A 24,426-nucleotide genomic window follows, 5' to 3' on the forward strand; every position below is an offset into this window, starting at 1 on the left:
GATGACTGCTTCGTCGTTGGGGGCTCGCATCGCTGCTTGCCAGAGGTGCGACCGATGATATACGATTTCGGATACAACGCACAAGGCACCGGCATCCGCCCGGTGCGGCCAGCGCGAGGAGGCGCCCTGTGACGGAACCGATGCGGCCGGGAAAGATCGTCGCGATCCATCTGAACTACATCTCCCGCGCCGATCAGCGCGGACGGCGCCCCGACGCCCCCTCCTACTTCTTCAAGCCCGCGAGCTCGGTGGCCGCGACGGATGGCGTGGTCGAGCGGCCGGCCGGCACCGAGCTGCTGGCGTTCGAAGGCGAGATCGCGCTGGTCATAGGCACCGCGGCGCGGCACGTCGGCGTCGACGAGGCGTGGTCGTACGTGGCATCCGTGACGGCATCCAACGACCTCGGCCTGTACGACCTGCGCGCGAACGACAAGGGCTCGAACGTGAGATCCAAGGGCCGCGACGGGTACACGCCCCTCGGACCGAAGCTCATCGACGCCTCGATCGTCGACCCCGCTGCGCTGCGCGTGCGCGCCTGGGTGAACGGGGAGCTCCGACAGGATGACACCACCGAAGGGCTGCTGTTCCCGCTCCCGCAGCTCGTCGCGGATCTGTCGCAGCACCTCACCCTCGAGCCGGGCGATGTGATCCTCACCGGCACGCCGGCCGGCTCGAGCGTGATCGTGCCCGGCGACGTGGTCGAGATCGAGGTCGACACGGTGGCAGGGCCGCACGCCACGTCCGGGCGACTGCGCACCACTGTCGTGCAGGGCGATGTGCCCTTCGACCCCGCCCTGGGTTCGTTGCCGGCGGTGGACGACGTGCAGCGCGAGGAGGCGTGGGGCTCGCGGGAGGCCGCCGGCCTGCCTCGATCGGCCGAGCCCTCCCGGTCGTTGAGCGCGGACGCGCGAAGCGCGACCGAGGCGAAACGCCGCCCGGACACCTCCGCGCTCTCCCCCGAACTGCGCGCCAAACTCGAGGCCGCGCCCACCGCGGGCCTGTCCAGCCAGCTGCGCAAGCGCGGCCTGCACTCCTGTTTCATCGACGGTGTGTCGGCGAACCTCCCCGGCGCGAAGATCGTCGGCACCGCGAAAACGCTCCGCTTCGTCCCTGCGCGCGAGGACCTGTTCAAGACGCACGGCGGCGGGTACAACGCGCAGAAGCGGGCCTTCGACGCCGTCCGCGAGGGCGAGGTCATCGTCATCGAGGCGCGCGGTGAGGCCGGCACCGGCACGCTCGGCGACATCCTCGCGCTGCGCGCCAAGACCCGCGGCGCCGCGGGTGTCGTCACCGACGGCGGTGTGCGGGACTTCGACGCCGTCGCCGAGATGGGCCTACCGGTGTTCTCCCGCGGAGCCCACCCCTCGGTGCTCGGCCGGCGCCACGTCCCCTGGGACGTCGACGTCACGATCGCCTGCGGCGGCGCCACCGTGCAGCCGGGAGACGTCATCGTCGGCGACGGCGACGGCGTGATCGTCATCCCCGCCGCCCTCGCCGAGGAGGTCGCCGACGAGGCCCTCGCACAAGAGGAGGAAGACGCCTGGATCGCACAGCAGGTCGCGGCGGGCCACCCCGTGGACGGCCTGTTCCCGATGAACACGGCATGGCGTCAGCGGTACGAGAGCGAGCGGGCCGCACGCGCCGCACTGAGCGACCGAAGCGAGTCGAAGTGAGCACCCTCACCCGCGAGGGCAGCAAGTCCGAGCAGGCGTACACCTGGATCCGCGCCCGCATCTCAGGGCACGCGTTCGGTCCCGGCTACCGCCTCGTGCTCGGCACGATCGCCGAAGAGCTGGGCATGAGCGTCGTGCCGGTCAGAGAGGCGATCCGACGACTCGAGGCGGAGGGACTCGTCACCTTCGAACGCAACGTCGGCGCCCGTGTCTCTCTCGTCGACGAAAGCGAGTACGTCCACACCATGCAGACCCTCGGGCTGGTCGAGGGCGCCGCCACCGCCCTGTCCGCCCCGCACCTCGACGAGTCGGCCCTCGCCCGCGCCGAGGAGATCAACCAGCGCATGGCCCGGCTGCTCGAGCACTTCGACGCGCACGCGTTCACCAGTCTGAACCGAGACTTCCACTCCGTGCTGTACGAGCCGTGCCCGAACCCCCAGCTGCTCGACCTCGTGCACCGCGGGTGGGCGCGGCTGTCCGGCATCCGCGACTCCACCTTCGCGTTCGTGCCCGGTCGCGCCCGGCACTCCGTCGAGGAGCACACCCAGATCCTGCAGCTGATCCGTTCCGGCGCCGACCCGCTCGAAATCGAGCTCGCAGCCCGCAACCACCGCTGGCGCACGATGGACGAGTTCCTGCGTGCCCGGCATCCGCAAGCCGCCCCCGCAAGCCCGATCAACCACGGTTGATCGCTCCCACGACAGAAGGACGATGATGACCGACGTGTACGTTCCGGCGGACCTGCCGCAGAAGATCCAGCACTACATCGACGGCGAGTTCGTCGACTCCGTCGACGGCGACACCTTCGAGGTGCTGAACCCCGTCACGAACGAGACCTACGTCCACGCTGCGGCGGGCAAGAAGGCCGACATCGACCGCGCCGTGGCGGCCGCGAAGCGTGCCTTCGCCGAAGGGCCGTGGCCACGGATGCTGCCCCGTGAGCGCAGCCGCGTGCTGCACCGGATCGCGGACATCGTCGAGTCCCGCGACGCCCGGCTGGCCGAGCTGGAGTCGTTCGACTCGGGACTTCCGATCACGCAGGCCCTCGGGCAGGCGCGCCGCGCGGCGGAGAACTTCCGGTTCTTCGCGGACCTGATCGTCGCGCAGGCGGACGACGCGTTCAAGGTGCCCGGTAAGCAGATGAACTACGTCAACCGAAAGCCGATCGGCGTCGCCGGGCTCATCACGCCGTGGAACACCCCATTCATGCTCGAATCGTGGAAACTCGGTCCGGCGCTCGCCACCGGCAACACCGTGGTTCTGAAGCCGGCCGAGTTCACCCCGCTGTCGGCGTCGCTGTGGGCCGGCATCTTCGAGGAGGCGGGGCTGCCGAAGGGCGTGTTCAACCTCGTGAACGGTCTCGGCGAGGACGCAGGCGACGCCCTGGTGAAGCACCCGGATGTGCCGCTGATCTCGTTCACCGGCGAGAGCCGCACCGGGCAGATCATCTTCGGCAACGCGGCGCCGTTCCTGAAGGGCCTGTCGATGGAGCTGGGCGGCAAGAGCCCGGCGGTCGTGTTCGCCGACGCCGACCTGGACGTCGCGATCGACGCGTGCATCTTCGGGGTGTTCTCGCTGAACGGCGAGCGCTGCACGGCGGGCTCGCGCATCCTCGTCGAGCGGTCGGTGTACGACGAGTTCGTCGAGCGCTACGCCGCACAGGCCCAGCGCGTCAAGGTCGGCCACCCGCACGACCCGTCCACCGAGGTGGGCGCGCTGGTGCACCCCGAGCACTACGACAAGGTGATGAGCTACATCGAGATCGGCAAGTCCGAGGGTCGTCTGGTCGCCGGCGGCGGACGCCCCGACGGGTTCCCGGACGGCAACTACGTCGCACCCACCGTGTTCGCCGACGTGTCCCCCGACGCCCGCATCTTCCAAGAGGAGATCTTCGGGCCCGTCGTCGCGATCACGCCGTTCGACACCGAGGAGGAGGCGCTCGCCCTCGCCAACAACACCAAGTACGGTCTGGCCGCGTACATCTGGACCAACGACCTCCGTCGCGCCCACAACTTCGCCCAGGCGGTCGAGGCGGGCATGGTGTGGCTGAACTCGAACAACGTGCGCGACCTGCGCACCCCCTTCGGCGGTGTGAAGGCGTCCGGCCTCGGCCACGAAGGCGGCTACCGCTCCATCGACTTCTATACCGACCAGCAGAGCGTGCACATCACGCTCGGCGCCCCGCACAACCCCACCTTCGGCAAGCAGGACCCGTTGACGGGCTCAGTGACCCACGAGCCGACCGACCTGGACGACCCGGACCCCCGCTGACCCTGCCTCCCGGTCGTTGCGCGAGAACCGCAGCGACGAGACGAAACGCCACGAGCAAGGACGCTGACATGACCCACCGCGATGCGATGACGCTGACCTCCTCCGGCTTCTACGTGAGCCAGGAGGCGCCGATCCACCCCGACAATCCCACCCCGACGCCCACCAGCACCCCGCCGGACGTGCTCCGCTGCGCCTACATGGAGCTGGTGGTCACCGACCTGACGGCATCCCGGCAGTTCTACGTCGACATCCTCGGCCTGTACGTGACCGAGGAGGACGACGAGGCCATCTACCTGCGCTCCACCGAGGAGTTCATCCACCACAACCTGGTGCTGCGCAAGGGCCCGGTGGCGGCGGTCGCCACGTTCTCATACCGGGTGCGCACCCCCGAGGACCTCGACAGGGCCGTCGCGTTCTACACCGAACTCGGTTGCGACGTGCGCCGCAACCCGGACGGGTTCGTCAAGGGCATCGGCGACTCGGTGCGGGTGGTCGACCCGCTGGGATTCCCGTACGAGTTCTTCCACCAGACCGAGCACGTCGAGCGGATGTCATGGCGCTACGACCTGCACAAGCCGGGCGAGCTGGTGAGGCTCGACCACTTCAACCAGGTCACCCCCGACGTGCCGCGGGCGGTGAAGTTCATGCAGGACCTCGGGTTCCGCGTCACCGAGGACATCCAGGACGAGGAGGGCACCGTGTACGCCGCCTGGATGCGCCGCAAGCCCACCGTGCACGACACGGCGATGACCGGCGGCGACGGCCCTCGCATGCACCACGTCTGCTTCGCGACGCACGAGAAGCACAACATCCTCGCCATCTGCGACAAGCTCGGCGCGCTGCGCCGATCGGATGCCATCGAGCGCGGCCCCGGCAGGCACGGGGTCTCCAACGCGTTCTACCTGTACCTGCGCGACCCCGACGGTCACCGCGTGGAGGTGTACACGCAGGACTACTACACCGGCGACCCGGACAACCCAGTGGTGACCTGGGACGTGCACGACAACCAGCGGCGCGACTGGTGGGGCAACCCGGTCGTGCCGTCCTGGTACACCGACGCGTCGCTCGTGCTCGATCTGGACGGCAACCCGCAGCCGGTCGTCGCACGCACCGACAGCTCCGAGATGGCGGTGACGATCGGCGCGGACGGGTTCTCGTACACGCGTCCCGACGAGGGCGAGGAGTCCATGCCGGAGTGGAAGCAGGGCGAGTACAAGCTGGGACACCAGCTGTGAGCCTGTCAGCAGCGGCGATCGCCCAGATCGCTGCGGAACTCGCCGACGCCGACCGCACGCACGGCATGATCCCCCGCATCACCGCGCGGTACCCGGACGCCACCGTGGAGGACGCCTACGCGATCCAGGGGGTCTGGCGCGACGCGCAGCAGGCGGCCGGGCGGCGTCTGGTGGGGCGCAAGATCGGCCTGACATCGAAGGCCATGCAGCAGGCGACCGGCATCACGGAGCCCGACTACGGCGTGATCCTCGATGACACGGTGTACCGCTCCGGTGCGGAGATCCCGGTCGACCACTTCTCGAACGTGCGGATCGAGGTCGAGCTCGCGTTCGTCATGCGGGAACCGCTCGAGGGCCCCGACCGCACCCTGGCGGACGCGCTGGCGGCCGTCGAGTACGCCGTGCCCGCTCTCGAGGTGCTCAACTCGCACGTCGAGATGGAGGGACGCACGATCGTGGACACCATCGCCGACAATGCCGCGTACGGTGCGATCGTGCTCGGCGACGTCCAGAAGCGACCGGACGAGATCGACCTGCGCTGGGTGCCGGGAGTGCTGTCGAAGAACGGCGGGATCGAGGAGACCGGCGTCGCCGCCGGCGTGCTGGGCCATCCGGCCACCGGCGTCGCCTGGCTGGCGAACAAACTCCACCAGCACGGCGCACGGCTGGAGGCGGGCGAGATCATCCTGGCAGGATCGTTCACACGCCCGATGTGGGTGGCGCGCGGCGACGAGGTGCTGTGCGATTACCGCGAGATGGGAACCATCGCATGCCGCTTCGTCTAGAGCCCACCTTCCGCGACGTGCTGGCGGGCGCCGACCGGCCGCTGATCGGGATGTGGCTCAGCACCGGTTCGCCGCTGCTCGCCGAGATCGGCGCTGGCGCCGGACTCGACTGGCTGCTCATCGACATGGAGCACGGCCCCAACACGCTGACCACGGTGCAGCAGCAGTTGCAGGTGATCGCCGCCTACCGGGTGCCGGCCGTCGTGCGGGTGCCGTTCAACGACGCGGTGATTCTCAAGCAGGTGCTGGATGCCGGAGCGCAGAATGTGCTCGTGCCGATGATCGCGTCGGCGGATGAGGCCCGAGCGGCCGTCGCCGCCGTGCGGTACCCGCCGGACGGCATCCGCGGGGTCGGCTCGGCGCTGGCCCGCAGCGGGCGCTGGGGGCGGGTGGAAGACTACGTCGCGCAGGCGTCGCAGCACGTCTCGTTGCTCGTGCAGGTCGAGTCGGGTGAGGCGGTGGACGCCGCGGCGGAGATCGCCGCGGTGGACGGCGTCGATGGCGTGCTCGTCGGGCCGGCCGACCTGGCGGCGTCCATGGGCTTCCCCGGACGGCAGACGCACCCCGAGGTGAGGGAGGCCGTGCGCCGGACATTCCAGGCGGTGACGGCGGCGGGCAAGAAGGTCGGCGTGAACTCGTTCGATCCGACGATCAGCGACGCGTATCTCGCCGATGGCGCCCACTTCCTCTCCGCCGGCGCGGACGTCACGATCCTCGCCCGCGGGTCCGAGGCACTGGCGGCACGTTTCATCCCGGCATCCGGCGGGACCGCGAGCGAGACGTACTGAGCGCGCGTTCACAACTCAGGAGAAACCGGCCGGAATGCTGGTCAACGGGGGCCGCGGGCCGCCGTTCGGCTGATGTTTCCTGAGTTGTGAACAGCTCGGCGGGCTGTGCGCCGGTCAGGCGGTCGCGACGGCGGCCGCCGCCATGCGGGCGGCGAGTCCCCTCGCGGTGAGGGTGCGCGCGTCCGAAGCGTCCTGCACGATGGCGGCCATGCGCTCGGAGTAGCCGATGCAGTCCATGAAGATCCAGTCGCATCCGCTCTCGCCGAGCGAGCGGCCGGCGGCTTCGAACTCCTCGTCACCGGCGGTGTAGGGGTCGACGGCCACGACCGTCACCTCACGGCCGAGGTCGTCGCGCCAGCGCGCCGCGATGTCGTCGACCTGACGCGGCGTGGGGGCGAGCACGCCGAGGCGGTCGTCCCCGACGAGCGTCGTCGCCGCTCCCCTGGCCAGCCGCTCCGCCGTGTAGACCGGCACGGCGGCGCGGAGAGAGGGCAGGTGCCCCGTGCAGAGCACGAGCACGGCTCCCGCCCCGTCGGCCACGACGGCATCCACCGCGCGCTGCACGAGCGGCAGCATCCGTTCCTCGTCGAGCACGGCCGACCCGCCGTCGCGCAGCCGCGAGACGAGCGCCGGCCGCCCGGGCGCGGGTGCGAGACCGGCGATCTCGGACGCGCCGAGATCGTCGAGCGCTCCGCGCTCCACGATGCGGATGCCGGGCAGCAGCGGCTGGATGTCGGGCACCACGTCGACGCGCGGCGCCTGCCCGATCGTGACGCACCCGAGGATCATCAGGCCACCTCCGCGGCGGCCGCGCGCAGCCCGGCCTCGACCACGGCCCGGCGCGCGGCGCGGTCGCGCGCCGCGCCGGGATCCGGCTCCGGCACGGCGGCGAGCAGCGCCCTGGTGTATGGGTCCTGCGGATCGGCGAGCACGTCGGCGCAACGCCCTGACTCGACGACCTTGCCGTGGTTCATCACGATCACGTCGTCGGCCATGAACTCGACCACGGCGATGTCGTGCGAGATGAACAGGTAGCTCAGCCCGAACTCGTCCTGCAGGTCCTTCATGAGGTTCAGCACCTGCGCCTGCACCGACACGTCGAGCGCCGAGACGGGCTCGTCGCACACCACGAGGCGCGGCTTGAGCATGAGCGCCCGGGCGATGCCGATGCGCTGGCGCTGACCGCCCGAGAACTCGTGCGGGTAGCGGTCGGCGTGTGCCGCCTCGAGACCCACGGTCTCGAGCATCTCGCCCACGCGGCTGCGCACCTCGCGGCGCCCGATGCGTTCGTGCAGCTCGAGGGGCTCGGCGAGCAGGCGTCCCACGGTCCAGCGCGGGTCCAGCGATGCGTAGGTGTCCTGGAAAACGATCTGCATCTGCAACCGGCGCCGACGCATCTCGTCGGCGCTGAGGCCGATGAGATCGACGCCGTCGTACACGACGCTGCCGGCGGTCGGCTCGATCAGGCGCAGCGCGCAGCGGCCGGTGGTCGACTTCCCCGAGCCCGACTCGCCCACGATCGCGAGGGTGGTGCCCTCCTCGAGGTCGAAGTCGACCTCGTCGACCGCGCGGAACGGCGGTTCGCCCCGGCGGGCGCCGCGCTGACGATACTCCTTGACGAGCCCTCGGACGCTCAACAGCGTGCTCATGCCTGACCAGCCCTCTCGCTGACGGTGGGGAGCCGGTCCTTGCCTGCGTTGCGCGACGGCATCGACTCCAGCAGACCCCGGGTGTACGGATGCTCCGGAGCCCGGAACAGGGTGTCGACGTCGGCCTTCTCCACGATCTCGCCGCGGCGCATCACCACGACCCGCCGGCAGGTCTGTGCCACCACGCCGAGGTCGTGGGTGACCAGCAGGATCGCCGTGCCGTGACTCTCCTGCAGGTCGAGCATGAGGTCGAGGATCTGCGACTGCGTGGTCACGTCGAGAGCCGTGGTCGGCTCGTCGGCGATGAGCAGGTCAGGCTCGCACGACATGGCCATCGCGATCATGGCGCGCTGCCGCATCCCGCCCGAGAGCTGGTGCGGGTACGAGGCGGCGATGTGCGCGGCACGATGGATGCCGACCATCTCGAGCAGCTCGACGACGCGCGTCTTCGCCTGCGCGCGGTTCAGCTTCAGGTGCCGGCGCAGGGGCTCGGCGATCTGGAAGCCGATCGTGAAGGCCGGGTTGAGGGCCGTCATCGGCTCCTGGAAGATCGTGCCGATCCGGCGGCCCCGCACGTCGCGCATCCGCGCGGCGCCGAAGCCGGCCATGTCCTCCCCGTCGAACAGGATGCGGCCGCCGGTCATCCGCACCGCCCTGGTGGGCAGCAACTGGATGATCGACATGGCGGTGAGGCTCTTCCCCGAGCCGGACTCGCCGACGATGCCGACGGTCTCGCCGCGCTCGATGTCGAAGCTGATGCCGTCGACGGGAGTGCTGGTGCCGTGCTGCGCGCTGACCTGGACGGTGAGGTCCTCGACGCGGAGAAGAGCCGACATGGTGATCAGCCCGCCTTGCGCCCGAGGGTCTGCAGGTGGTGCGCGGTGCCGTACAGCTCGACGAGATGCGCGAACTGCTCCTCGTCGTGGAAGGCGACCTGACCCGCGCCGAAGTACTTCGCGGTCTCGACCGCGAACCGCGCGGCGAGCTCGATGTCGACCTCGTGGCTGGCGCCGGTGGCGCAGCCGGCCACCGGCACGGCGGTGGTGATGGCGACACCCACCACGGGTGCGCTGGTGGCGACGGCGGGCTGCAGGATCGAGTTCAAGTGGTGCAGGTCGTTGCCATAGGGGGTGATGTCCTGCGTGGCGAGGGGGAACACCACGGCCGAGACGCCGGTGACCGTCTCGACGATGCCGACCAGGTCCTCGCTGGGGCGCAGGATGTAGCCCTCCTTGACGGTGGGCGAGATCGCGATGCCGCGGTGGTTGATTGTGCGGTTGCCCTTGGTGGTGTCGATGGAGACGACGGCATCCATCTCGTCCGAGACCTCATGCGCGTTCATGGTGCCCATGTCGACCGGCGAGCCCATGAACGGCACCGGGTCGTGCGGCTCGGTCGGCGCCCAGCCGGTGACGTGGGTGGTGATGATGACGTCGCCGGGCAGCTCGTCGCCGCGCGCCTTCATCTGCAGCAGCTTCGCGGCGGCCGACAGCGCGGCGGCGGCGCCGTCGCCGTCGGATACGAAGCCGATGCGCTCGGGGCGGGCGCCCGCCCCGCCGAGCCGGCCGATGATGCCGAGGGTCGGAGCCGAGCCGCCGGAGCGCTTGCCCGCGGAGCCGGGGACGACCACGCGGATGAAGTCGGTGGACCGCCCCTCGTCGCCGGTGATCGTCTCGACGTGGATCTCGACTCCCTCGGCACCCTGCCCGCGGAGGTAGCCGGCCAGCGACTCCCCCGAGGTCTTCGGGGAGTCGAGCAGGTCGACGACGTCGAGTACCTGATTCAGCATGCGTTTCTCTCTCTTCTTCGTGTTCTGCGTGTCTCCCCGGACGTCAGGTGGACAGCCCGAGGTAGCGGATGGCGCTCAAGGCGTAGACCTTGGCGGCGAGGACGACGTCGGCGGCGAGCGCGCGCTCGTCGAAGCTGTGGATGGTCGCGAGGTCGGCGGGGCCGTACTGCAGCACGGGGATGCCGTGGCTGCGGAAGGTGCGGGCATCCGACGAGGCCCACTGGAGCACGCCCTGCGCTTCGGGGTCGGAGAGCTCGCGCAGCGCGCCGACGAGGGTCTCGACGATCGGGTCGGTGGGGACGGTCCAGTTCGGCTCGCTCATGAACCCGAGGGGCTCAAGCTCGGCCTCGATGCCCTCCTCCTCGAGGATCTCGTGCACGCGGGCCAGCACTTCGGCACGCGAGAGGCCGATCGGCACGCGGGTGTCGAACTCGATGACGCAGGTGTCGGCGACGACGTTGGTCGACGTGCCGCCCTGGATGGTGCCGACGTTGATGGTCACGTGCTCGAACACCTCGGCCACCTCGGGCGCGTAGCCCTCGCGCTGCACGGCGAAGCGCTTGGAGTCGGCGATGAGCTCGCGCACCTCCTCAGGTGCGTTCGGGGTCATCTCCCAGAGCTTCTGAAGAGCGATGATCGCCCTGGCGCCGAGCAGGTTGGCGCTGGTGCCGTGCACGGGCTGCAGGCTGCCGTGGCCCGGTTTGCCCTTGATGGTGAGCCGGAACCAGTTGCTGCCCTTCTGCCCGATCGTCGGGTGGTCGCGCTCGGCGGGCTCTGCGATGATGCCGCCGGTGGCACCGTCGAGCACGCCCTGGTCGAGCAGCCAGTCAGCGCCCAGGCGTCCGCCGGTCTCCTCGTCGGGGACGGATGCCAGCGACAGCCGGCCTGCGAAGGGCAGCCCGAGGCGCTGGAACAGGATGAAGACGTGGATGAGCCCGGCCAGGCCCGCCTTCATGTCGCTGGCGCCGCGGCCGCGCAGCCAGCCGTCGACCACGTCGCCGGCGAAGGGCGGGAACGACCAGCGGCTGACGTCGCCGACCGGCACCACGTCGTGGTGCCCGGCGAAGACGAGGTGCCGCTGCCCCTCGCCCTTCTCGCCGCGGTGGGCGACGACGCTCACGCGCCCCTGACCCGCGTCGAGGAGTTCGGCGTCCACGCCGGCACCGCGCAGGTGCTCGGCGATGACGTCGGCGATCGCGGTGCAGTCGCCGGGCGGGTTCTCGCTCGGGGTGCGGATGAGGAGCCCTGCGAGCTCGAGGAGCTCGTCACTGGTCTCGTCCACAGCGGCGAGGATCCGGTCCTCCCAGTCGGCCTGCGTCATGATCTCTCTTCTCTCTCGTCGGGTCAGGGGCGCGTGCGGCATCACTCGGACTTGCTCAGCTGGAAGAAGCGGATCAGTCCGTCGGGGTACGAGGTGTACCCCTCGAGTCCCTCACCGTGCGCGACCGCGATGTTGTACTCGTAGAGGTAGGCCCAGGGGGTCTCCTCGCTGATGATCTGCTGCATCTCGCCGTACTTCTCGTTGCGCACGTCGGCGTCGGGCTCGGAGGCGGCTTCCTTCCACAGCTGGTCGACACGCGGGTTCGAGTAGTTCATGTAGTTGCTCGTGCCGGCCGAGGTCATCAGCAGACCCAGGTGGTAGCCGGGGTCGTTCACGAACGAGGTCCAGCGGCTGATGTACGCCTGCACCTGCTTGCCTGCGAGGGCCTCGAGGAACTGGGCGCGGGCCATGTTGGTGATGTTCATGGTCACGCCGATCTTCGCGAGCTCGGCCTGGATCAGCACAGCGTCGTCGTTCCAGTCGGAGAAGCCCGAGCCGAGGGTGAAGTCGAAGGTGAAGCCGTCGGGGTACCCTGCCTCCGCCAGCAGCTCCTTGGCCTTGTCGAGGTCGTACTCGGCGTCGTTGCCCGCGTCGGTGAAGCCGGGGGTCGAGCTCGCGACCGAGGAACGCATCGGGCTCGCCTGACCCTTCATGACGTCGTCGATGAGCTTGTCGTAGGGGATCGCGTAGCTGATCGCCTCACGCACCTTGGCGTTGTCGAACGGGGCGATCTTGTTGTTCATGGCGAAGAACAGGATCTTGTTGCTGGGACGCGAGTCGACGACGATGCCGTCGCCGTCGAGGCCCTCGAGGTCCTTCGGCGCGATCTCGAGCGCCGCGTCGACGGAGCCCTTCTTCAGCAGCTGCAGGCGGTTCGAGGCGTCGGTGATGAACTTCAGGTTCACCGTGTCGAGCGCGGGCTCCTCACCCCAGTAGTCCTCGTTGCGGGTGAGCTTGGCCGCGCTGGCCGGGTCCCAGCTGTCGATCACGTAGGGGCCGGTGCCCGCGGTGTGGGTGGCGAGCCACTCGGCGCCGCCGTTCTCCTCGACGAGGTCCATGTCGAGGATCGAGAACGAGTACATCGGCAGGATCTGCAGGAACAGGTGGTTCGGCGCGGTCAGGGTCACGACGACGGTGTGCTCGTCGGAGGCCTCGACCGTGGAGATGCCGGCCATGCCGTACAGGAAGCTCGCCGAAGCGGACGCCTCGATGTGCTCGAAGGAGCGCACGACGTCGTCGGCGGTCAGCTTCTTGCCCGACTGGAAGGTCACGTCGTCGCGCAGCGTGAAGGTGTACACCGTGTCGGTGTCGTCGACCTTCCATTCGGTGGCGAGCATCGGTGCGATGGTCGCGGTGTCGGAAACCCGCTTGCCGTCGACCTCTTTGGTGCCGTAGGTGACGAGCTGGTCGTACGCCGCGACGACGAGGGTGTCGCTGGTGCCATCGTTCGCCTCGGCCGGATCGAGGGTCTTGCCGCCCTCGGAGTAGGCGATGGTCAGGGTCTGGTCGGTCTTTCCTCCGCCGTTGTTCGCGTTGGAGTTCGCGTTCGCCACGCAACCGGCGGTCGAGAGCACGACGGCGATGGCGAGTGCGGCGGCGGAGATCATTCTCTGCTTGCGCATGGTGGTGCCTTTCGTAGGGAGCGGTTCGGGTCACGCAGCGGTGCGGGGTCTTGTGGCCCCGCACGTCAGCGGGCTGAGGTCCTCAGACGTGGATCGAGCACGTCGCGGAGGCCGTCACCGAGCAGGTTGAATCCGAGGATCGACGAGGCGATCGCGATGCCGGGGAAGAGGGTCATCCACCACTCCCCCGAGATGATGTAGCCGCGGGCATCGGAGATCATCACGCCCCACTCGGCGAGGGGCGGCTGGGCGCCGAGGCCGATGAAGCTCAGGGCCGCCGCGGTGAGGATCGCATAGCCCATGCCGAGGGCGCAGCGCACGATGATGGGCACGAGGCCGTTCGGCAGGATGTGACGGAACAGGATCACGGCGTCCTGCAGCCCGATCGCGCGCGATGACTCCACGAACTCGCGCTCGCGCAGCGAGACGGTCTGGCCGTACATGATGCGGGCGAACTCGGGGATGCCCACGATACCGACCGCGATCATCGCGCTGGCCAGCCCCGGCCCGAGCGCGACGGCGAGCGCCATGGCGAGCAGCAGCGACGGGAAGGCGAGGAGCATGTCCATCACGCGCATGATGACCATGCCGACGGCGCCGCGGAAGTATCCGGCGATGGCGCCGAGCGGCACGCCGATCACCAGCGACACGGCGATCGCGATGACGCCGGTCCACAGCGACACGCGGGCGCCGGCGAGCACGCGCGAGAACAGGTCTCGGCCGTAGTTGTCGGTGCCGAACAGGTGCTCCGCCGAGGGCGGGGCGAGAAGCGGGCCCGCATCCGTCATGTTCGGCGGATACGGCGACCAGACCGAGGTGACGAGGCCGCCGAGGGTCCAGAACAGGATGATGCCGGCGCCGACCATGGCCGAGGGGTTGCGCAGCAGGAGGGTCAGGGCGGTGGTCCTGCCCCGGCGGGAGGCACCGGCCTGCTGCTGGGCGATGGAGAGCGTGGTGGTCTCAGACATTGCGCACCTTCGGGTCGAAGATCCCCTGCGACAGGTCGACGAGCAGGTTCACCACCAGGTAGATGATGGCCGCGAGCAGGGTCATGGCCTGCACGGGCGCGTAATCGGTGGCGTTGATGGACTCGACGACGTAGCCGCCGATTCCGGGCCAGGCGAAGATGGTCTCCGTGATCACGGCGCCGCCGAGCAGCTGCCCCAGTTCGAGGCCGATGATGGTCACGATCGAGGGCGCCGCGTTCTTCAGCGCGTGACCGCCGATGACGCGTGCAGGCCCCATGCCCTTGGCTGCCGCGGTGCGGATGTAGTCCTGGCCCAGTACCTCGAGCATCGAGGAGCGGGTCATGCGCGAGATGATCGCGACGGCGCCGACCGAAAGCACCATGGCCGGCCAGATGAGGTGGGCCAGCGAGCTCTGCAGGGCGGCGGTGTCACCGGTGAGGATGCTGTCGATCAGGTACATCCCGGTGACGCGCGTGGGCGGGTTCAGCGAGTCGTCGATGCGGCCGACCGGTGCGGGCGCCCAGCCGAGGCTGCCGTAGAACACCGAGATCACCAGCAGTCCCAGCCAGAACAGGGGCATCGACGCACCCAGCAGTGAGATCACGCGCGTAGCGTGGTCGGCGAAGCGACCGCGCTGCGTGGCGCCGAGGATGCCGAGCGGCACGCCGACCAGGATGCCGATCAGCAGCGCGGCGAGGCCGAGCTCGACGGTGGCGGGGAAGCGCGTGGCGAAGTCCTCGGCCACCGGGCGGCCGGTGTGCCAGGCGTAGCCGAGGTCGCCGCGGAACAGGCCGGTGAGGTACTCCCAGAACTGCACCAGGATCGGCTGGTCGACCCCCATCTGCTCGCGCAGCTTGGCGACGACGGAGTCGGCGGCGTTCTCGCCGGCGAGCGTGCGCGCGGGGTCACCCGGGAGCACGCGGGTGATCACGAAGATGCACACGACGACGCCCAGCAGGGTGGGAATCATCGCCAGCACTCGGCGAAGTATGGTGCGCACTGCTCTCCTCGTCGGGACGGCATCGGGCGGGTCGGACCCACTATCCGGGCAGCCGGGGAGCATGCGCAACTCTTTCTCACTATTTGATATGTCGGTGCGCATGGCGCGGCGTGACCCGTAGGCTGGCCTCACGAGGGGGAGGACACCATGGCCGATACGGGTGGACGCGCGCCGCTGCAGACCGTCGATCGAGCGCTCAGCATCCTGCTGTCGTTCACCGAGAGGCGCACCGACTGGGGCGTCACCGACCTCGCGAAGGAGTTCGACCTCGACAAGTCGGCCGCGCAGCGATTGCTCAGCACACTGGCCGGGCGCGGCTTCCTGCACGCCGACACGACGACGCGTCGATACCGCCTGGGCCCTGCTCTGTGGCGGATCGCCTCCACTTGGGAGCGGCGCGGCGGCATGGCCGCTCTCGTCGAGCCCTTCCTCGCCGATCTCGCCGACCTCTCCTCGCGCACCGCCGTCTTCGCACTGGCGGACGGCGCCTACGTGCGCTGCGTCGCCGCCGTCGACGGCGCCTCCAGCCCGATGCGCGACCATCCGCTCGTGGGAGAGCTGTACCCCGCCCACGCCGGCGCCACCTCGCGCGCCTATTTCGCGTTCCTCTCGGCTGGGCAACGGCAGCAGCTCATGTACCATCGCCCACTGGCCAGGTTCAGCGACCTGACCGCCCTCGACGCCGCCGAGATCGAGGCCGAGATGCAGAAGGTCGCCGAGGTCGGCTGGGCCTACTCCGAGGGCGAGTACGACCTGAACACCCGCGCACTGGCGGCCCCGGTGTTCGTGGCCGGTCGCCCGATCGGCTCCGTCAGCATCGGCGAGCACAAGCGCGAGCAGCTCGGCGACATCCACGACCACCTCGATGCCCTGCTGCGCACCGCGCAGCAGATCGGCGGCCTCCTCTCCTCGCACGCCCCTCAGCGAAAGACACCCGCATGAACCTGCTCCTGCTCTCCAACTCCACCAACGTCGGCCAGGGATACCTGGAGCACGCCTGGGACGCGGTCCTCCCGGTGCTCGACGGCATCGACGAGATCGTGTTCGTGCCGTACGCGCTCGCCGACCACGACGCCTACACCGCGAAGGTGCGCGAGGCGTTCGCCGCCCAGGGCGTGGCGGTCCGCGGGGCGCACGAGTCCGCCTCCCCTGCCGACGCGATCGCCGGAGCCGCCGCTGTGTTCGTGGGCGGTGGCAACACGTTCCGCCTGCTTGATCGCGTCATCTCGCTCCGACTCGATGTCGCGCTGCGCGCCCACGCCGAGGCTGGACGGCCGTACCTGAGCGCGAGCGCCGGCACGAACCTCGCGGCCCCCAGCATCCGCACGACCAACGACATGCCGATCGTGTTCCCTGGCCGCTTCGAGGCGCTCGGCCTCGTGCCGTTCCAGATCAACTGCCACTACCTCGACGCCGATCCTTCGTCCACGCACGCCGGCGAGACGCGCGCGCTGCGCCTGACCGAGTACCTCGAAGAGAACGACACACCGGTCGTCGCGCTGCGGGAGGGCACCTGGATCCGCGTGATCGGCGACAGCTTCACCATCGGCGGGCGAGCGGTCGCCGCAGACTGTGGCCCCGCGCTGCTCTTCACCCGCGGCGCGGAGCCCCAGGAGATCGCGGGCGACATCACGCGGCTGCTATCGGGCGGCGTCTGACGACTGTCAGCCGCGGCCCGCGGAGGCCGCGCGCGACACTCGCATCGCGAGCGCGTCGCTCAACTGTGTCGCCGCGCGCTCGAGCACCGGGAGGTGATCGAGGAGGTCGTCCTCGGGATGCGACGCGACGTCCTCGATGATCGCGACCGACGCCACGGGTCGAGCGCCCATCCGCACGGGCATTCCGAGCGCGCGAGTGCGTGCATCGTACTCCCCCTCCGAAAGGGCGTACCCCAGTCGGGCAGTGTTGTCGAACTCCGCCTCGAGCGCGGTGAGGTCTGCCGGAGTGTGCTCCGAGAAGCGGCCGAACGGCCGGTCATCGAGCAGCGCGCGGCGCTCGATCCGGTCCAGGAAGGCGAAGTAGGCCCGGGATGCCGCCCCAGCGTGCGCCGGGTAGAGCGCGCCCCGGAACAGGTGCGAGCGCGGAGGTCCGCTGACCCCGTCGACGGCAGCGACCACGCGCACGTGCGCCCCGTCTGGGATCGCGAACACGGCGGTGCGCCCGCTCGCCGCAGCGAGATCCTCGAGCACCGGTCCTGCGAGGGCCGCGAGCCCTCCGGTGCGCTCCCACAGCATCGCCATCCGCCACAGCGCGGCGCCGAGGCGGTAGCGGCGGCTGTACGGCACCACCCGGAGGAAGCCCTGTTCGGCCAGGGCTGCGAGCAGGCGCTGCGCGGTCGAGCGGCTCAGGCCGAACTCGGCGGCGAGCTCGGTGACGCCCCACTCCGAGCGGCTCTCGGAGTAGGAGAGCAGGATCGCGAGCGCCCGTTCGACGGTCTGCAGCGAGGACGTGGCCACACCGTCACTCTACGAGCGCGGCGCCGATATCGGGAAAGCATCCCAGATAACGGGATTTGCTTTCGTTCCGGACCATCGTGCTCCCACACTGGCAACGTCACCGCCGACACGTTAGGACCACCCGAATGAGCTCCCACACCACAACCGGCGCGTTCGTCACCGAGAACACGCCCTCCCGCCACCCTCGCGCCCTCGAACCCGCGACACTGATCTTCACCATCCTGCTGAGCGTCGGAGGCGCCGTCATCGGCCTCCACCTCGTCACCACGCTGGGGATTTCAGCGAACACGTCCGTCATCGGCGCGCTGGTAGCGATGGTGGTGGGGCGTCTGTCGTTCATGGGCCTGAGCCGCTTCCGCAGCATCCACCGGCAGAACCTCGCGCAGAGCAGCATCTCCGGCGCCACCTTCGCCGCCGCCAACTCGCTGCTCACCCCGATCGCCATCCCCTTCGCCATCGGCCGTCCCGATCTGGTCTGGCCAATGCTCATCGGCGCCTCGTTCGCGCTGCTGGTCGACGGGTTCATCCTGTATCGTGCGTTCGGATCGGAATTCCTGCCGGCCACAGCGGCATGGCCCCCTGGAGTCGCCGCGGCCGAGACCATCAAGGCGGGTGACCGCGGCGGCCGCCGGGCACTCATCCTCGCGGGCGGCGCTGCTGTGGGCGTCGGCGTCTCATTCTTCGGGCTGCCCATGTCGGCGTTCGGTGTCGCCTTCCTGGGCAACATCTGGGCGCTGTCGATGTTCGCCGTCGGGCTGCTCGCGAACCAGATCGTCCCTGCGACGACGGGCATCTCGCTGTCCGCCGCGTTCATCCCGCACGGCGTCATGATCGGCGCGGGCCTGGTGGCGCTGTTCCAGGCCGCACGTATCCTGCTGTCCAAGCGCAGCGAGAAGCTGGCGCCGGACGTCGAGGGCTCCGGGGATCCGTCCCTGGCCTCGACCGTCTCGCGCCGCACCCTGCGCGCTGTGCTGCGCAACGGCTTCGCCCTGTATCTGGGCGGCGCTGTCCTGATCGCGGTCGTCGGCGGGCTGTGGACGGAACTGCCGTGGTTCGCCCTGATCGGGTGGGTCGTGTTCGCGGCCGTCGCCGCCATCGTGCACGAGCTCATCGTCGGCCTCGCCGCCATGCACTCCGGATGGTTCCCGGCGTTCGCGGTGACCCTGATCTTCATGGTCATCGGGCTGCTCATCGGCATCCCCGTCGTGCCGCTCGCCATGCTCACCGGATACTGCGCCGCCACCGGGCCGGCCTTCGCCGACATGGGATACGACCTCAAGGCCGGCTGGATCCTGCGCCGCGGCGAGCGCCCGTACACGCGCTTCGAGCTGGAGGGCCGCAGGCAGCAGTTCATTGCATCCGTCATCGGCTTCCTCGTTGCGATCGCCATGGTGGCGATCCTGTGGCAGCCGTTCTTCGAGAATGCGCAGATCCCGCCGGTATCGAAGGTCTTCGCCGACACCATCACACAGGGACTCACCGACCCCGGGATCTGGCTCACCCTGGCACTGTGGGCGATCCCCGGCGCGCTGATCCAGCTCATCGGCGGCTCCGGTCGGCAGATGGGTGTGATGCTCGCCACGGGCCTGCTCATCGCCACCCCCTGGGCCGGGGTGCTCGTCGTCGTCGGCCTGATCGCCCGGGTGATCTGGGAGAAGTGGCGCGGGGAGAAGGGCCACAACGAGGTCGTCCTGTTCGGCGCCGGCGTCATCGCCGGAGACGCCGTCTGGGGCACCGCTCAGGTCTTCAAGTAAGTCAGCGGCCACCCAGGCCCCTACCCATCGGCCGGACGATCCGGCCTCGCACGAAGGAGAGACAGTGGAAGTCGTCAGCCGCATCGAAAGCCGGCCCGAGTACCTGAACTTCGAAGCCCAGCGCGGCGCTCGCACCCTGATCGAGGAGATCATGCTGGTGAAGCCGGGCGAGAACGTCGTCATCACGGCGGACACGGCATCCGACCAGCGCGTGGTCGACGTCACCGCGGCGGCCGCTTTCGCGGCGGGCGCGAACCCGGTCGTCATCCGCTACGCCACCAGCTCGACCAGCGCCGCCGAGCCGCCCGCTCCGATCGCAGCGGCGGTGGCCGCGGCGGACGTGTGGATCGAGTACCAGCTCGGCTACATCATGCACTCGAACGCGTTCCGCGCCGCGCTCGCCAACGGCGCCCGCTACATCAACCTCACCGGGATGGATGTGCAGATGCTGGTCGACACGGTCGCGCGCGTCGACTACGCCGAGGTGACCGAACTGGGCTGGGCGCTGGTGCGTCTGATCGAGAAGGCGGACGAGATCCGCATCACCAGCCCCGCCGGCACCGACGTGTCGGCGAAGATCGGCGGACGGCCGATCAACCTCCGCGGCCTGCCTGCCACCCAGCCAGGGCAGTCGGTCATGTTGTCCGGCCAGATCTCCTTCAACCCGCTCGAGGAGACCCAGAACGGCACCGTGGTGTTCGACGGCGGCGCGTGGCCGCCGAACGAGCTCGGCCTGCTGAACAGCGAGATCCGCTGCACGGTCGAGAACGGAGTCATCACGGAGATCACCGGCCCCGGCACGGATGCCGCCGTCTTCGCCAACTGGATGGCGTCGCATGACGACCCGAACATGTACCGGCTCGCGCACTGGAGCCTCGGTTTCAACCCCGGCGTACCGCAGCTGACCGGGCGCATCGTGGAGGACGAGCGCGTCTTCGGCACCGTGGAGTTCGGCATGGGCACCAAGGGCGCGTGGATCGGAGGAGAGCCGTGGGAGGCCGCCGCGCACACCGATGCGAGCATGAACCTTCCGTCCATCCACCTCGACGGCGAGCCTCTCGAAATCGACGGCCGTTACGTGCACCCTGACATCGTGGCGATCTGCGCAAGGATGGGCATCGAAGGGTACACGGCGTGAGCGCAGCACAGCTGGTGTCGTCCCCGGCCCGACGGGTGGGCGACCTGGTCGTGGTCGAGCACCGGCTTCGCGTGCCGCTCGACCACGCCCGGCCCGAGGGCGAGGCGATTGAGATCTTCGCGCGCGAGGTGGCGTCGGCGGCGGGAGCCCGGCGGAGCCTGCCGTTGCTGGCGTGGTTCCAGGGCGGTCCCGGTAACCGCGCCGACCGACCGCTGAACGCCTCCGGCTGGTTGGGGCGCGCGCTGGAGGACTTCCGGGTCGTGCTCATCGATCAGCGCGGAACCGGGCTGTCGTCGCCGGTCTCGCGCGCCACGATCGAGGGCATGAATGCGGAGCAGGTGGCCGACCGCCTGACCCACTTCCGTGCCGACGCCATCGTCGCGGATGCCGAGGCGCTGCGCGCCGCGCTCGGCGCCTCCACGTGGAGCATCCTCGGGCAGAGCTTCGGCGGCTTCATCGCCACGAGCTATCTCTCCCGTCATCCCGAATCCCTCGACCGCGTGCTGATCACGGCAGGCCTTCCAACCCTGAACGGCGATCCGGACGAGGTCTACCGTCGCACCTACGCGCAGACCGCGCGCCGCTGCGACGAGCTCTTCGAGACGCATCCGGGCCTGGAGCAGATCTGCCACGATGTCGTGCATCACCTCGCCGAGCACGACGAGCGGCTCCCCACCGGCGAACGCCTCACTCCTGAGCGCTTCCGTGCGCTCGGCATCCAGCTCGGTTCGCAGAGCGGGTTCGCGGCCATCGCCTATCAACTCGAGGGTGCGTTCGTGCAGACGCCTGCCGGGCGCCGTCTCAGCGACGCCTTCCTCGTCGAGGCGGGAGGGGTGCTGTCGTTCGGGCGCAACCCGCTGTACGCCGTGCTGCACGAGTCGATCTACTCCTCCGGACGACCCACCCGATGGTCCGCCCACCGCATGCAGGCCGTTGCTGGGCACGACGACGAGCGGTTCCGCTTCACCGGCGAGATGATCTTCCCGTGGCAGTTCGCCCAGGATCCTACCCTCGTCCCGTTCGCGGACGTCGCGGAGATCCTCGCCCAGCACGACGGATGGACCCCAATGGTCGACCGTGCATCGCTCACCGCGAACGATGTCCCGGTCGCCGCCGCGGTGTACCTCGATGACATGTTCGTGCCTGCGGACCTCTCCCTCCGAACGGCCGAGGAGATTCGCGGCATCCGCGTCGATGTGACGAACCGGTACCAGCACGATGGGATCCGTCAGGACGGCCCGGCGATTCTGAGCCGTCTGCTCGATCTCGTGCGCTGATCCACCGCCGCGAGGTGCCAGGATGAACGGATGCTGCAACTGGGGTACCCGTCGTGATCCGCGCGCTCGGGGCGATGGACGACCGCAACTTCCGCTGGTTCTTCCTCGCCCGCGCGATCACGATGATCACGGGATCGATGTCGGCGATCTCGCTCGCGTTCGCGGTGCTCGAGATCGACAACGACCCGGCGAGCCTGTCCTACGTGTTGACGGCGTTCACCGTCGCGAACGTCGTGTTCGTGCTGTTCGGCGGCGTGGTCGCCGACCGCCTCCCCCGCGCGCTGGTCATCCAGGCCTGCTACGTGCTGGACATCCTCTCGATCGGGACGATCGCAGTGCTGCTGTTCAGCGACAGCGCCACGATCCCGGCCATGATCGGGCTGGCGGCGGTGAACGGTGCGTCGACGGCGTTCGTGCTGCCGGCGATGCAGGGCATCATCCCGCAGCTCACCCGACCGGAGCACCTGCAGCAGGCCAACGCGATGCTGTCGTTCGTCCGGTCGGCGGTCACGATCGGCGGGCCCGTCGTCGCCGGCATCCTCGTCACCACCGTCGGCCCCGCGTGGGCGATGGTGGTGCAGGTCGCCGGCTGGGCGGCGGCGATTCCGATCCTGGCGCTGGTGAAGCTGCCCGCTCCGGCGGGAGCGGGCGCGTTCTCGCTCTTCGCCGATCTGCGCACCGGCTGGACGGAGTTCTGGAGCCGCTCGTGGCTGTGGACGATCGTGCTCGCCTTCATGATCATGAACGCCATCCACGTCGGGGCGTGGGGCGTCGTCGGGCCCTACATCGCGAAGAACGACGACCGGCTCGGCATCGCGGGCTGGGGCTGGGTGGTCAGCGCCGAAGGCGCGGGCGTGCTGCTGATGACGCTCGTGCTGATGTGGCTGCCGCTGCGGCGTCCGCTGCGGCTGGGCATGATCGGCATGGCCATGTTCGCGCTGCCGCTCACCATGCTCGGCGTGCACCCCGCCGTCGTGATGCTCGCGATCGCCGCGTTCCTCGCGGGCGCCGGAGCCGAGGTGTTCTCCACGGGGTGGAACGTCGCGATGATGGAGAACATCCCCGGCGACAAGCTCTCCCGGGTCTCCAGCTACGACATGCTCGGCAGCTTCGTGGTCATGCCGATCGGCACACTGGTGTACGGCTGGCTGATCACCAGGGCCGACCCCGCGACGGTCCTGGTCACCTCCGCCATCCTCTACGCCGCCATCGCCCTGGCCACGCTGCTGGTGCCCAGCGTGTGGCGGATGGGCCGGGCCGAGGCCTCGGCCCATCCGGCCGTCACAGGCTGACGAGGAACAGCGCGGCGGCCATCACGACGCCCGAACCGAGCAGCGTGACGAACGTGTAGCCGAGGATGTCCCGCATCTTCAGCCCCGCGATCGCCAGCACGGGCAGCGCCCAGAACGGCTGGATCATGTTCGTCCACTGGTCGCCGTAAGCCACGGCCATGATCGCGATGGAGGGGTCTACGCCGAGCTGATTCGCGGCGTCGAGCATGATCGGTCCCTGCACCGCGAACTGCCCGCCCCCGGAGGGGACGAAGAAGTTCACGATCCCGGCCGACAGCAGGGCGAGCACACCGAACGTGGTCGGTGTTGCGATCGACACGAAGGCGTCGGAGAACAGCTGAATGAGACCCGAGCTCGTCATGATGCCGAGGATGCCGGCGTAGAGCGGGAACTGCAGCAGGATCTCCCCGACGTTCGACGCCGCCTGCTTGGTCAGGTGGATCAGCTCGAACGGACTGCGCACGAGCAGCAGGATCAGCGCGAGGAACGACCAGTTCACGATGTCGAGCGTCAGCGTGCCGCCCTGCACGAAGTGCACCACGAGGTAGGCGACCAGGCCTGCGCCCAGCACGAGAGTGAGCACGCGCGAGGCATCGATTCGGTCCGCGGGCGTCTCTACGCGCTCGTCGACCTCTTCGACCCGCTCCGATCCGACCTGAGCAGGCAGCTCGTAGACAGGGTCCCCCTCCCGCGGTCGGATGAGGAAGAACAGCAGGGCGCACACGATCATCACGCCGAGGGCCGCGAGCATGTTCCACGTCGAGAACGTGGTCTGCGACACGGGCACGACCTCGCCGCCGAGGCTCGGCGCGAGGAAGGAGTCCGGTGTCGCGGCCGTGAGGGGGCCGGAGCCCGAGTAGCCCATGTGCCACACCACGAACCCGGAGTAGCCGGCCGCGACGAGCAGCGGGAAGTGCACCTTCATGCCGCGCTCGCGCGCCTGAACGGCGATCTCACGGGCCAGCAGCGTTCCGACGATGAGTCCGAGACCCCAGGTGATGAGGCTCGCGAGCGCGGCGACGATGAACACGAAGACGTATGCGGCGGCCGGGCTCGACGGCACCCGGGCCAGCCACGCGAGCAGCCGGCGGACCGGCCGGGTGTTGGCGAGCATGTACCCCAGCAGCAGGATCAGGCACATCTGGGTCATGAAGGCCAGCAGTCCTGCGAGCCCGTCGCCCCAGCCCTTCACCACGTCCACCGGGTTCGTCCGCGTCAGTGTCATCGCGAGCACGGCGACCACCAGGGTCAGCACGATCGCGAAGGTGAGCGCGGACGGCACCCAGCGTTCGAGGAATCGGTTCACGGGGCGCATCACGCTGCGCTTCTCGGTTCTGGTCTGCGTCGTGGGCATGACAGAAACTCCTTCGTTCCGGTTTGCCTCGACCATATCCAGGCCGTCGTGCTC

The 24,426-nt window shown here is 69.4% G+C and carries 22 protein-coding genes; 12 read left to right on the top strand and 10 right to left on the bottom strand.

What is annotated here, in order from left to right:
- Positions 1–140: 140 nt before the first annotated feature.
- From RIF65_RS00895 to RIF65_RS00920, 6 genes are all read left to right on the top strand, one after another.
- On the top strand, positions 141–1,673 hold the full coding sequence (locus tag RIF65_RS00895) for a fumarylacetoacetate hydrolase family protein (protein WP_309064766.1): 1,533 nt from the start codon (positions 141–143) through the stop codon (positions 1,671–1,673).
- Positions 1,670–2,362: a GntR family transcriptional regulator gene (locus RIF65_RS00900; protein WP_309064696.1), complete on the top strand. Its 693-nt coding sequence runs from the start codon at positions 1,670–1,672 to the stop codon at positions 2,360–2,362. The genes RIF65_RS00895 and RIF65_RS00900 overlap by 4 nt, the downstream gene beginning before the upstream one ends.
- Positions 2,363–2,387: 25 nt before the next feature.
- Positions 2,388–3,944, top strand: a complete 1,557-nt coding sequence (hpaE, locus tag RIF65_RS00905; RefSeq protein ID WP_309064695.1) for a 5-carboxymethyl-2-hydroxymuconate semialdehyde dehydrogenase — start codon at positions 2,388–2,390, stop codon at positions 3,942–3,944.
- 68 nt (positions 3,945–4,012) lie between these two features.
- The gene (gene hpaD / locus RIF65_RS00910) at positions 4,013–5,179 is read left to right on the top strand and encodes a 3,4-dihydroxyphenylacetate 2,3-dioxygenase (RefSeq protein ID WP_309064694.1); all 1,167 of its coding nucleotides are present in this window, start codon (positions 4,013–4,015) and stop codon (positions 5,177–5,179) included.
- Between the two features lie 2 nt (positions 5,180–5,181).
- Complete coding sequence (locus RIF65_RS00915) at positions 5,182–5,964, top strand: 2-keto-4-pentenoate hydratase (RefSeq protein ID WP_309064765.1); 783 nt, start codon at positions 5,182–5,184, stop codon at positions 5,962–5,964.
- A complete protein-coding gene (locus RIF65_RS00920; RefSeq protein WP_309064693.1) occupies positions 5,949–6,752 on the top strand; it encodes an HpcH/HpaI aldolase family protein in 804 nt (267 codons plus the stop codon). The genes RIF65_RS00915 and RIF65_RS00920 overlap by 16 nt, the downstream gene beginning before the upstream one ends.
- Before the next feature lie 114 nt (positions 6,753–6,866).
- On the opposite strand, the gene RIF65_RS00925 is transcribed toward RIF65_RS00920, so the two are convergent.
- The 8 genes from RIF65_RS00925 to RIF65_RS00960 form a co-directional block, all read right to left on the bottom strand.
- Positions 6,867–7,541: an AroM family protein gene (locus tag RIF65_RS00925; RefSeq protein WP_309064692.1), complete on the bottom strand. Its 675-nt coding sequence runs from the start codon at positions 7,539–7,541 to the stop codon at positions 6,867–6,869.
- Entirely contained in the window at positions 7,541–8,401 is an 861-nt protein-coding gene (locus RIF65_RS00930; protein WP_309064691.1) for an ABC transporter ATP-binding protein, read from the bottom strand. The genes RIF65_RS00925 and RIF65_RS00930 overlap by 1 nt, the downstream gene beginning before the upstream one ends.
- Positions 8,398–9,237: an ABC transporter ATP-binding protein gene (locus RIF65_RS00935; RefSeq protein WP_309064690.1), complete on the bottom strand. Its 840-nt coding sequence runs from the start codon at positions 9,235–9,237 to the stop codon at positions 8,398–8,400. The genes RIF65_RS00930 and RIF65_RS00935 overlap by 4 nt, the downstream gene beginning before the upstream one ends.
- A 5-nt stretch (positions 9,238–9,242) precedes the next feature.
- Positions 9,243–10,190 carry a DUF1177 domain-containing protein gene (locus tag RIF65_RS00940; RefSeq protein WP_309064689.1) on the bottom strand — a complete coding sequence of 316 codons (948 nt, stop codon included), beginning with the start codon at positions 10,188–10,190 and terminating at the stop codon, positions 9,243–9,245.
- 43 nt (positions 10,191–10,233) lie between these two features.
- Positions 10,234–11,511 (bottom strand): M20 family metallopeptidase, encoded by a 1,278-nt coding sequence (locus RIF65_RS00945; protein ID WP_309064688.1) that lies wholly within the window; start codon positions 11,509–11,511, stop codon positions 10,234–10,236.
- A gap of 41 nt (positions 11,512–11,552) precedes the next feature.
- Positions 11,553–13,133, bottom strand: coding sequence for an ABC transporter substrate-binding protein (locus RIF65_RS00950; RefSeq protein WP_309064687.1), 1,581 nt, complete (start codon positions 13,131–13,133; stop codon positions 11,553–11,555).
- Between the two features lie 65 nt (positions 13,134–13,198).
- Positions 13,199–14,101, bottom strand: coding sequence for an ABC transporter permease (locus tag RIF65_RS00955; RefSeq protein WP_309064686.1), 903 nt, complete (start codon positions 14,099–14,101; stop codon positions 13,199–13,201).
- Positions 14,094–15,101, bottom strand: a complete 1,008-nt coding sequence (locus tag RIF65_RS00960) for an ABC transporter permease (RefSeq protein ID WP_309064685.1) — start codon at positions 15,099–15,101, stop codon at positions 14,094–14,096. The genes RIF65_RS00955 and RIF65_RS00960 overlap by 8 nt, the downstream gene beginning before the upstream one ends.
- 147 nt (positions 15,102–15,248) lie before the next feature.
- Between RIF65_RS00960 and RIF65_RS00965 the strand changes: the two genes are divergently transcribed.
- Entirely contained in the window at positions 15,249–16,043 is a 795-nt protein-coding gene (locus tag RIF65_RS00965; RefSeq protein WP_309064684.1) for an IclR family transcriptional regulator, read from the top strand.
- Positions 16,040–16,759 carry a dipeptidase PepE gene (gene pepE / locus RIF65_RS00970; RefSeq protein ID WP_309064683.1) on the top strand — a complete coding sequence of 240 codons (720 nt, stop codon included), beginning with the start codon at positions 16,040–16,042 and terminating at the stop codon, positions 16,757–16,759. Before RIF65_RS00965 ends, pepE begins: the two co-directional genes overlap by 4 nt.
- 6 nt (positions 16,760–16,765) lie before the next feature.
- Here the strand turns inward: pepE and RIF65_RS00975 are convergent, their stop codons facing one another.
- Entirely contained in the window at positions 16,766–17,557 is a 792-nt protein-coding gene (locus RIF65_RS00975; RefSeq protein WP_309064682.1) for an IclR family transcriptional regulator, read from the bottom strand.
- 125 nt (positions 17,558–17,682) lie between these two features.
- Between RIF65_RS00975 and RIF65_RS00980 the strand changes: the two genes are divergently transcribed.
- The 4 genes from RIF65_RS00980 (at position 17,683) to RIF65_RS00995 (ending at position 23,018) form a co-directional block, all read left to right on the top strand.
- Positions 17,683–19,311, top strand: coding sequence for an OPT/YSL family transporter (locus RIF65_RS00980; protein ID WP_309064681.1), 1,629 nt, complete (start codon positions 17,683–17,685; stop codon positions 19,309–19,311).
- A gap of 64 nt (positions 19,312–19,375) precedes the next feature.
- Complete coding sequence (locus RIF65_RS00985; protein WP_309064680.1) at positions 19,376–20,449, top strand: hypothetical protein; 1,074 nt, start codon at positions 19,376–19,378, stop codon at positions 20,447–20,449.
- Positions 20,446–21,726, top strand: coding sequence for an alpha/beta fold hydrolase (locus tag RIF65_RS00990; RefSeq protein WP_309064679.1), 1,281 nt, complete (start codon positions 20,446–20,448; stop codon positions 21,724–21,726). The genes RIF65_RS00985 and RIF65_RS00990 overlap by 4 nt, the downstream gene beginning before the upstream one ends.
- A gap of 53 nt (positions 21,727–21,779) precedes the next feature.
- On the top strand, positions 21,780–23,018 hold the full coding sequence (locus RIF65_RS00995; RefSeq protein ID WP_309064678.1) for an MFS transporter: 1,239 nt from the start codon (positions 21,780–21,782) through the stop codon (positions 23,016–23,018).
- On the opposite strand, the gene RIF65_RS01000 is transcribed toward RIF65_RS00995, so the two are convergent.
- Entirely contained in the window at positions 23,008–24,372 is a 1,365-nt protein-coding gene (locus tag RIF65_RS01000; protein WP_309064677.1) for a short-chain fatty acid transporter, read from the bottom strand. The two genes, RIF65_RS00995 and RIF65_RS01000, sit on opposite strands and share 11 nt — an antisense overlap.
- Between the last annotated feature and the right edge of the window lie 54 nt (positions 24,373–24,426).

The organism is Microbacterium sp. (genome assembly GCF_031180975.1).
GTDB lineage: Bacteria > Actinomycetota > Actinomycetes > Actinomycetales > Microbacteriaceae > Microbacterium.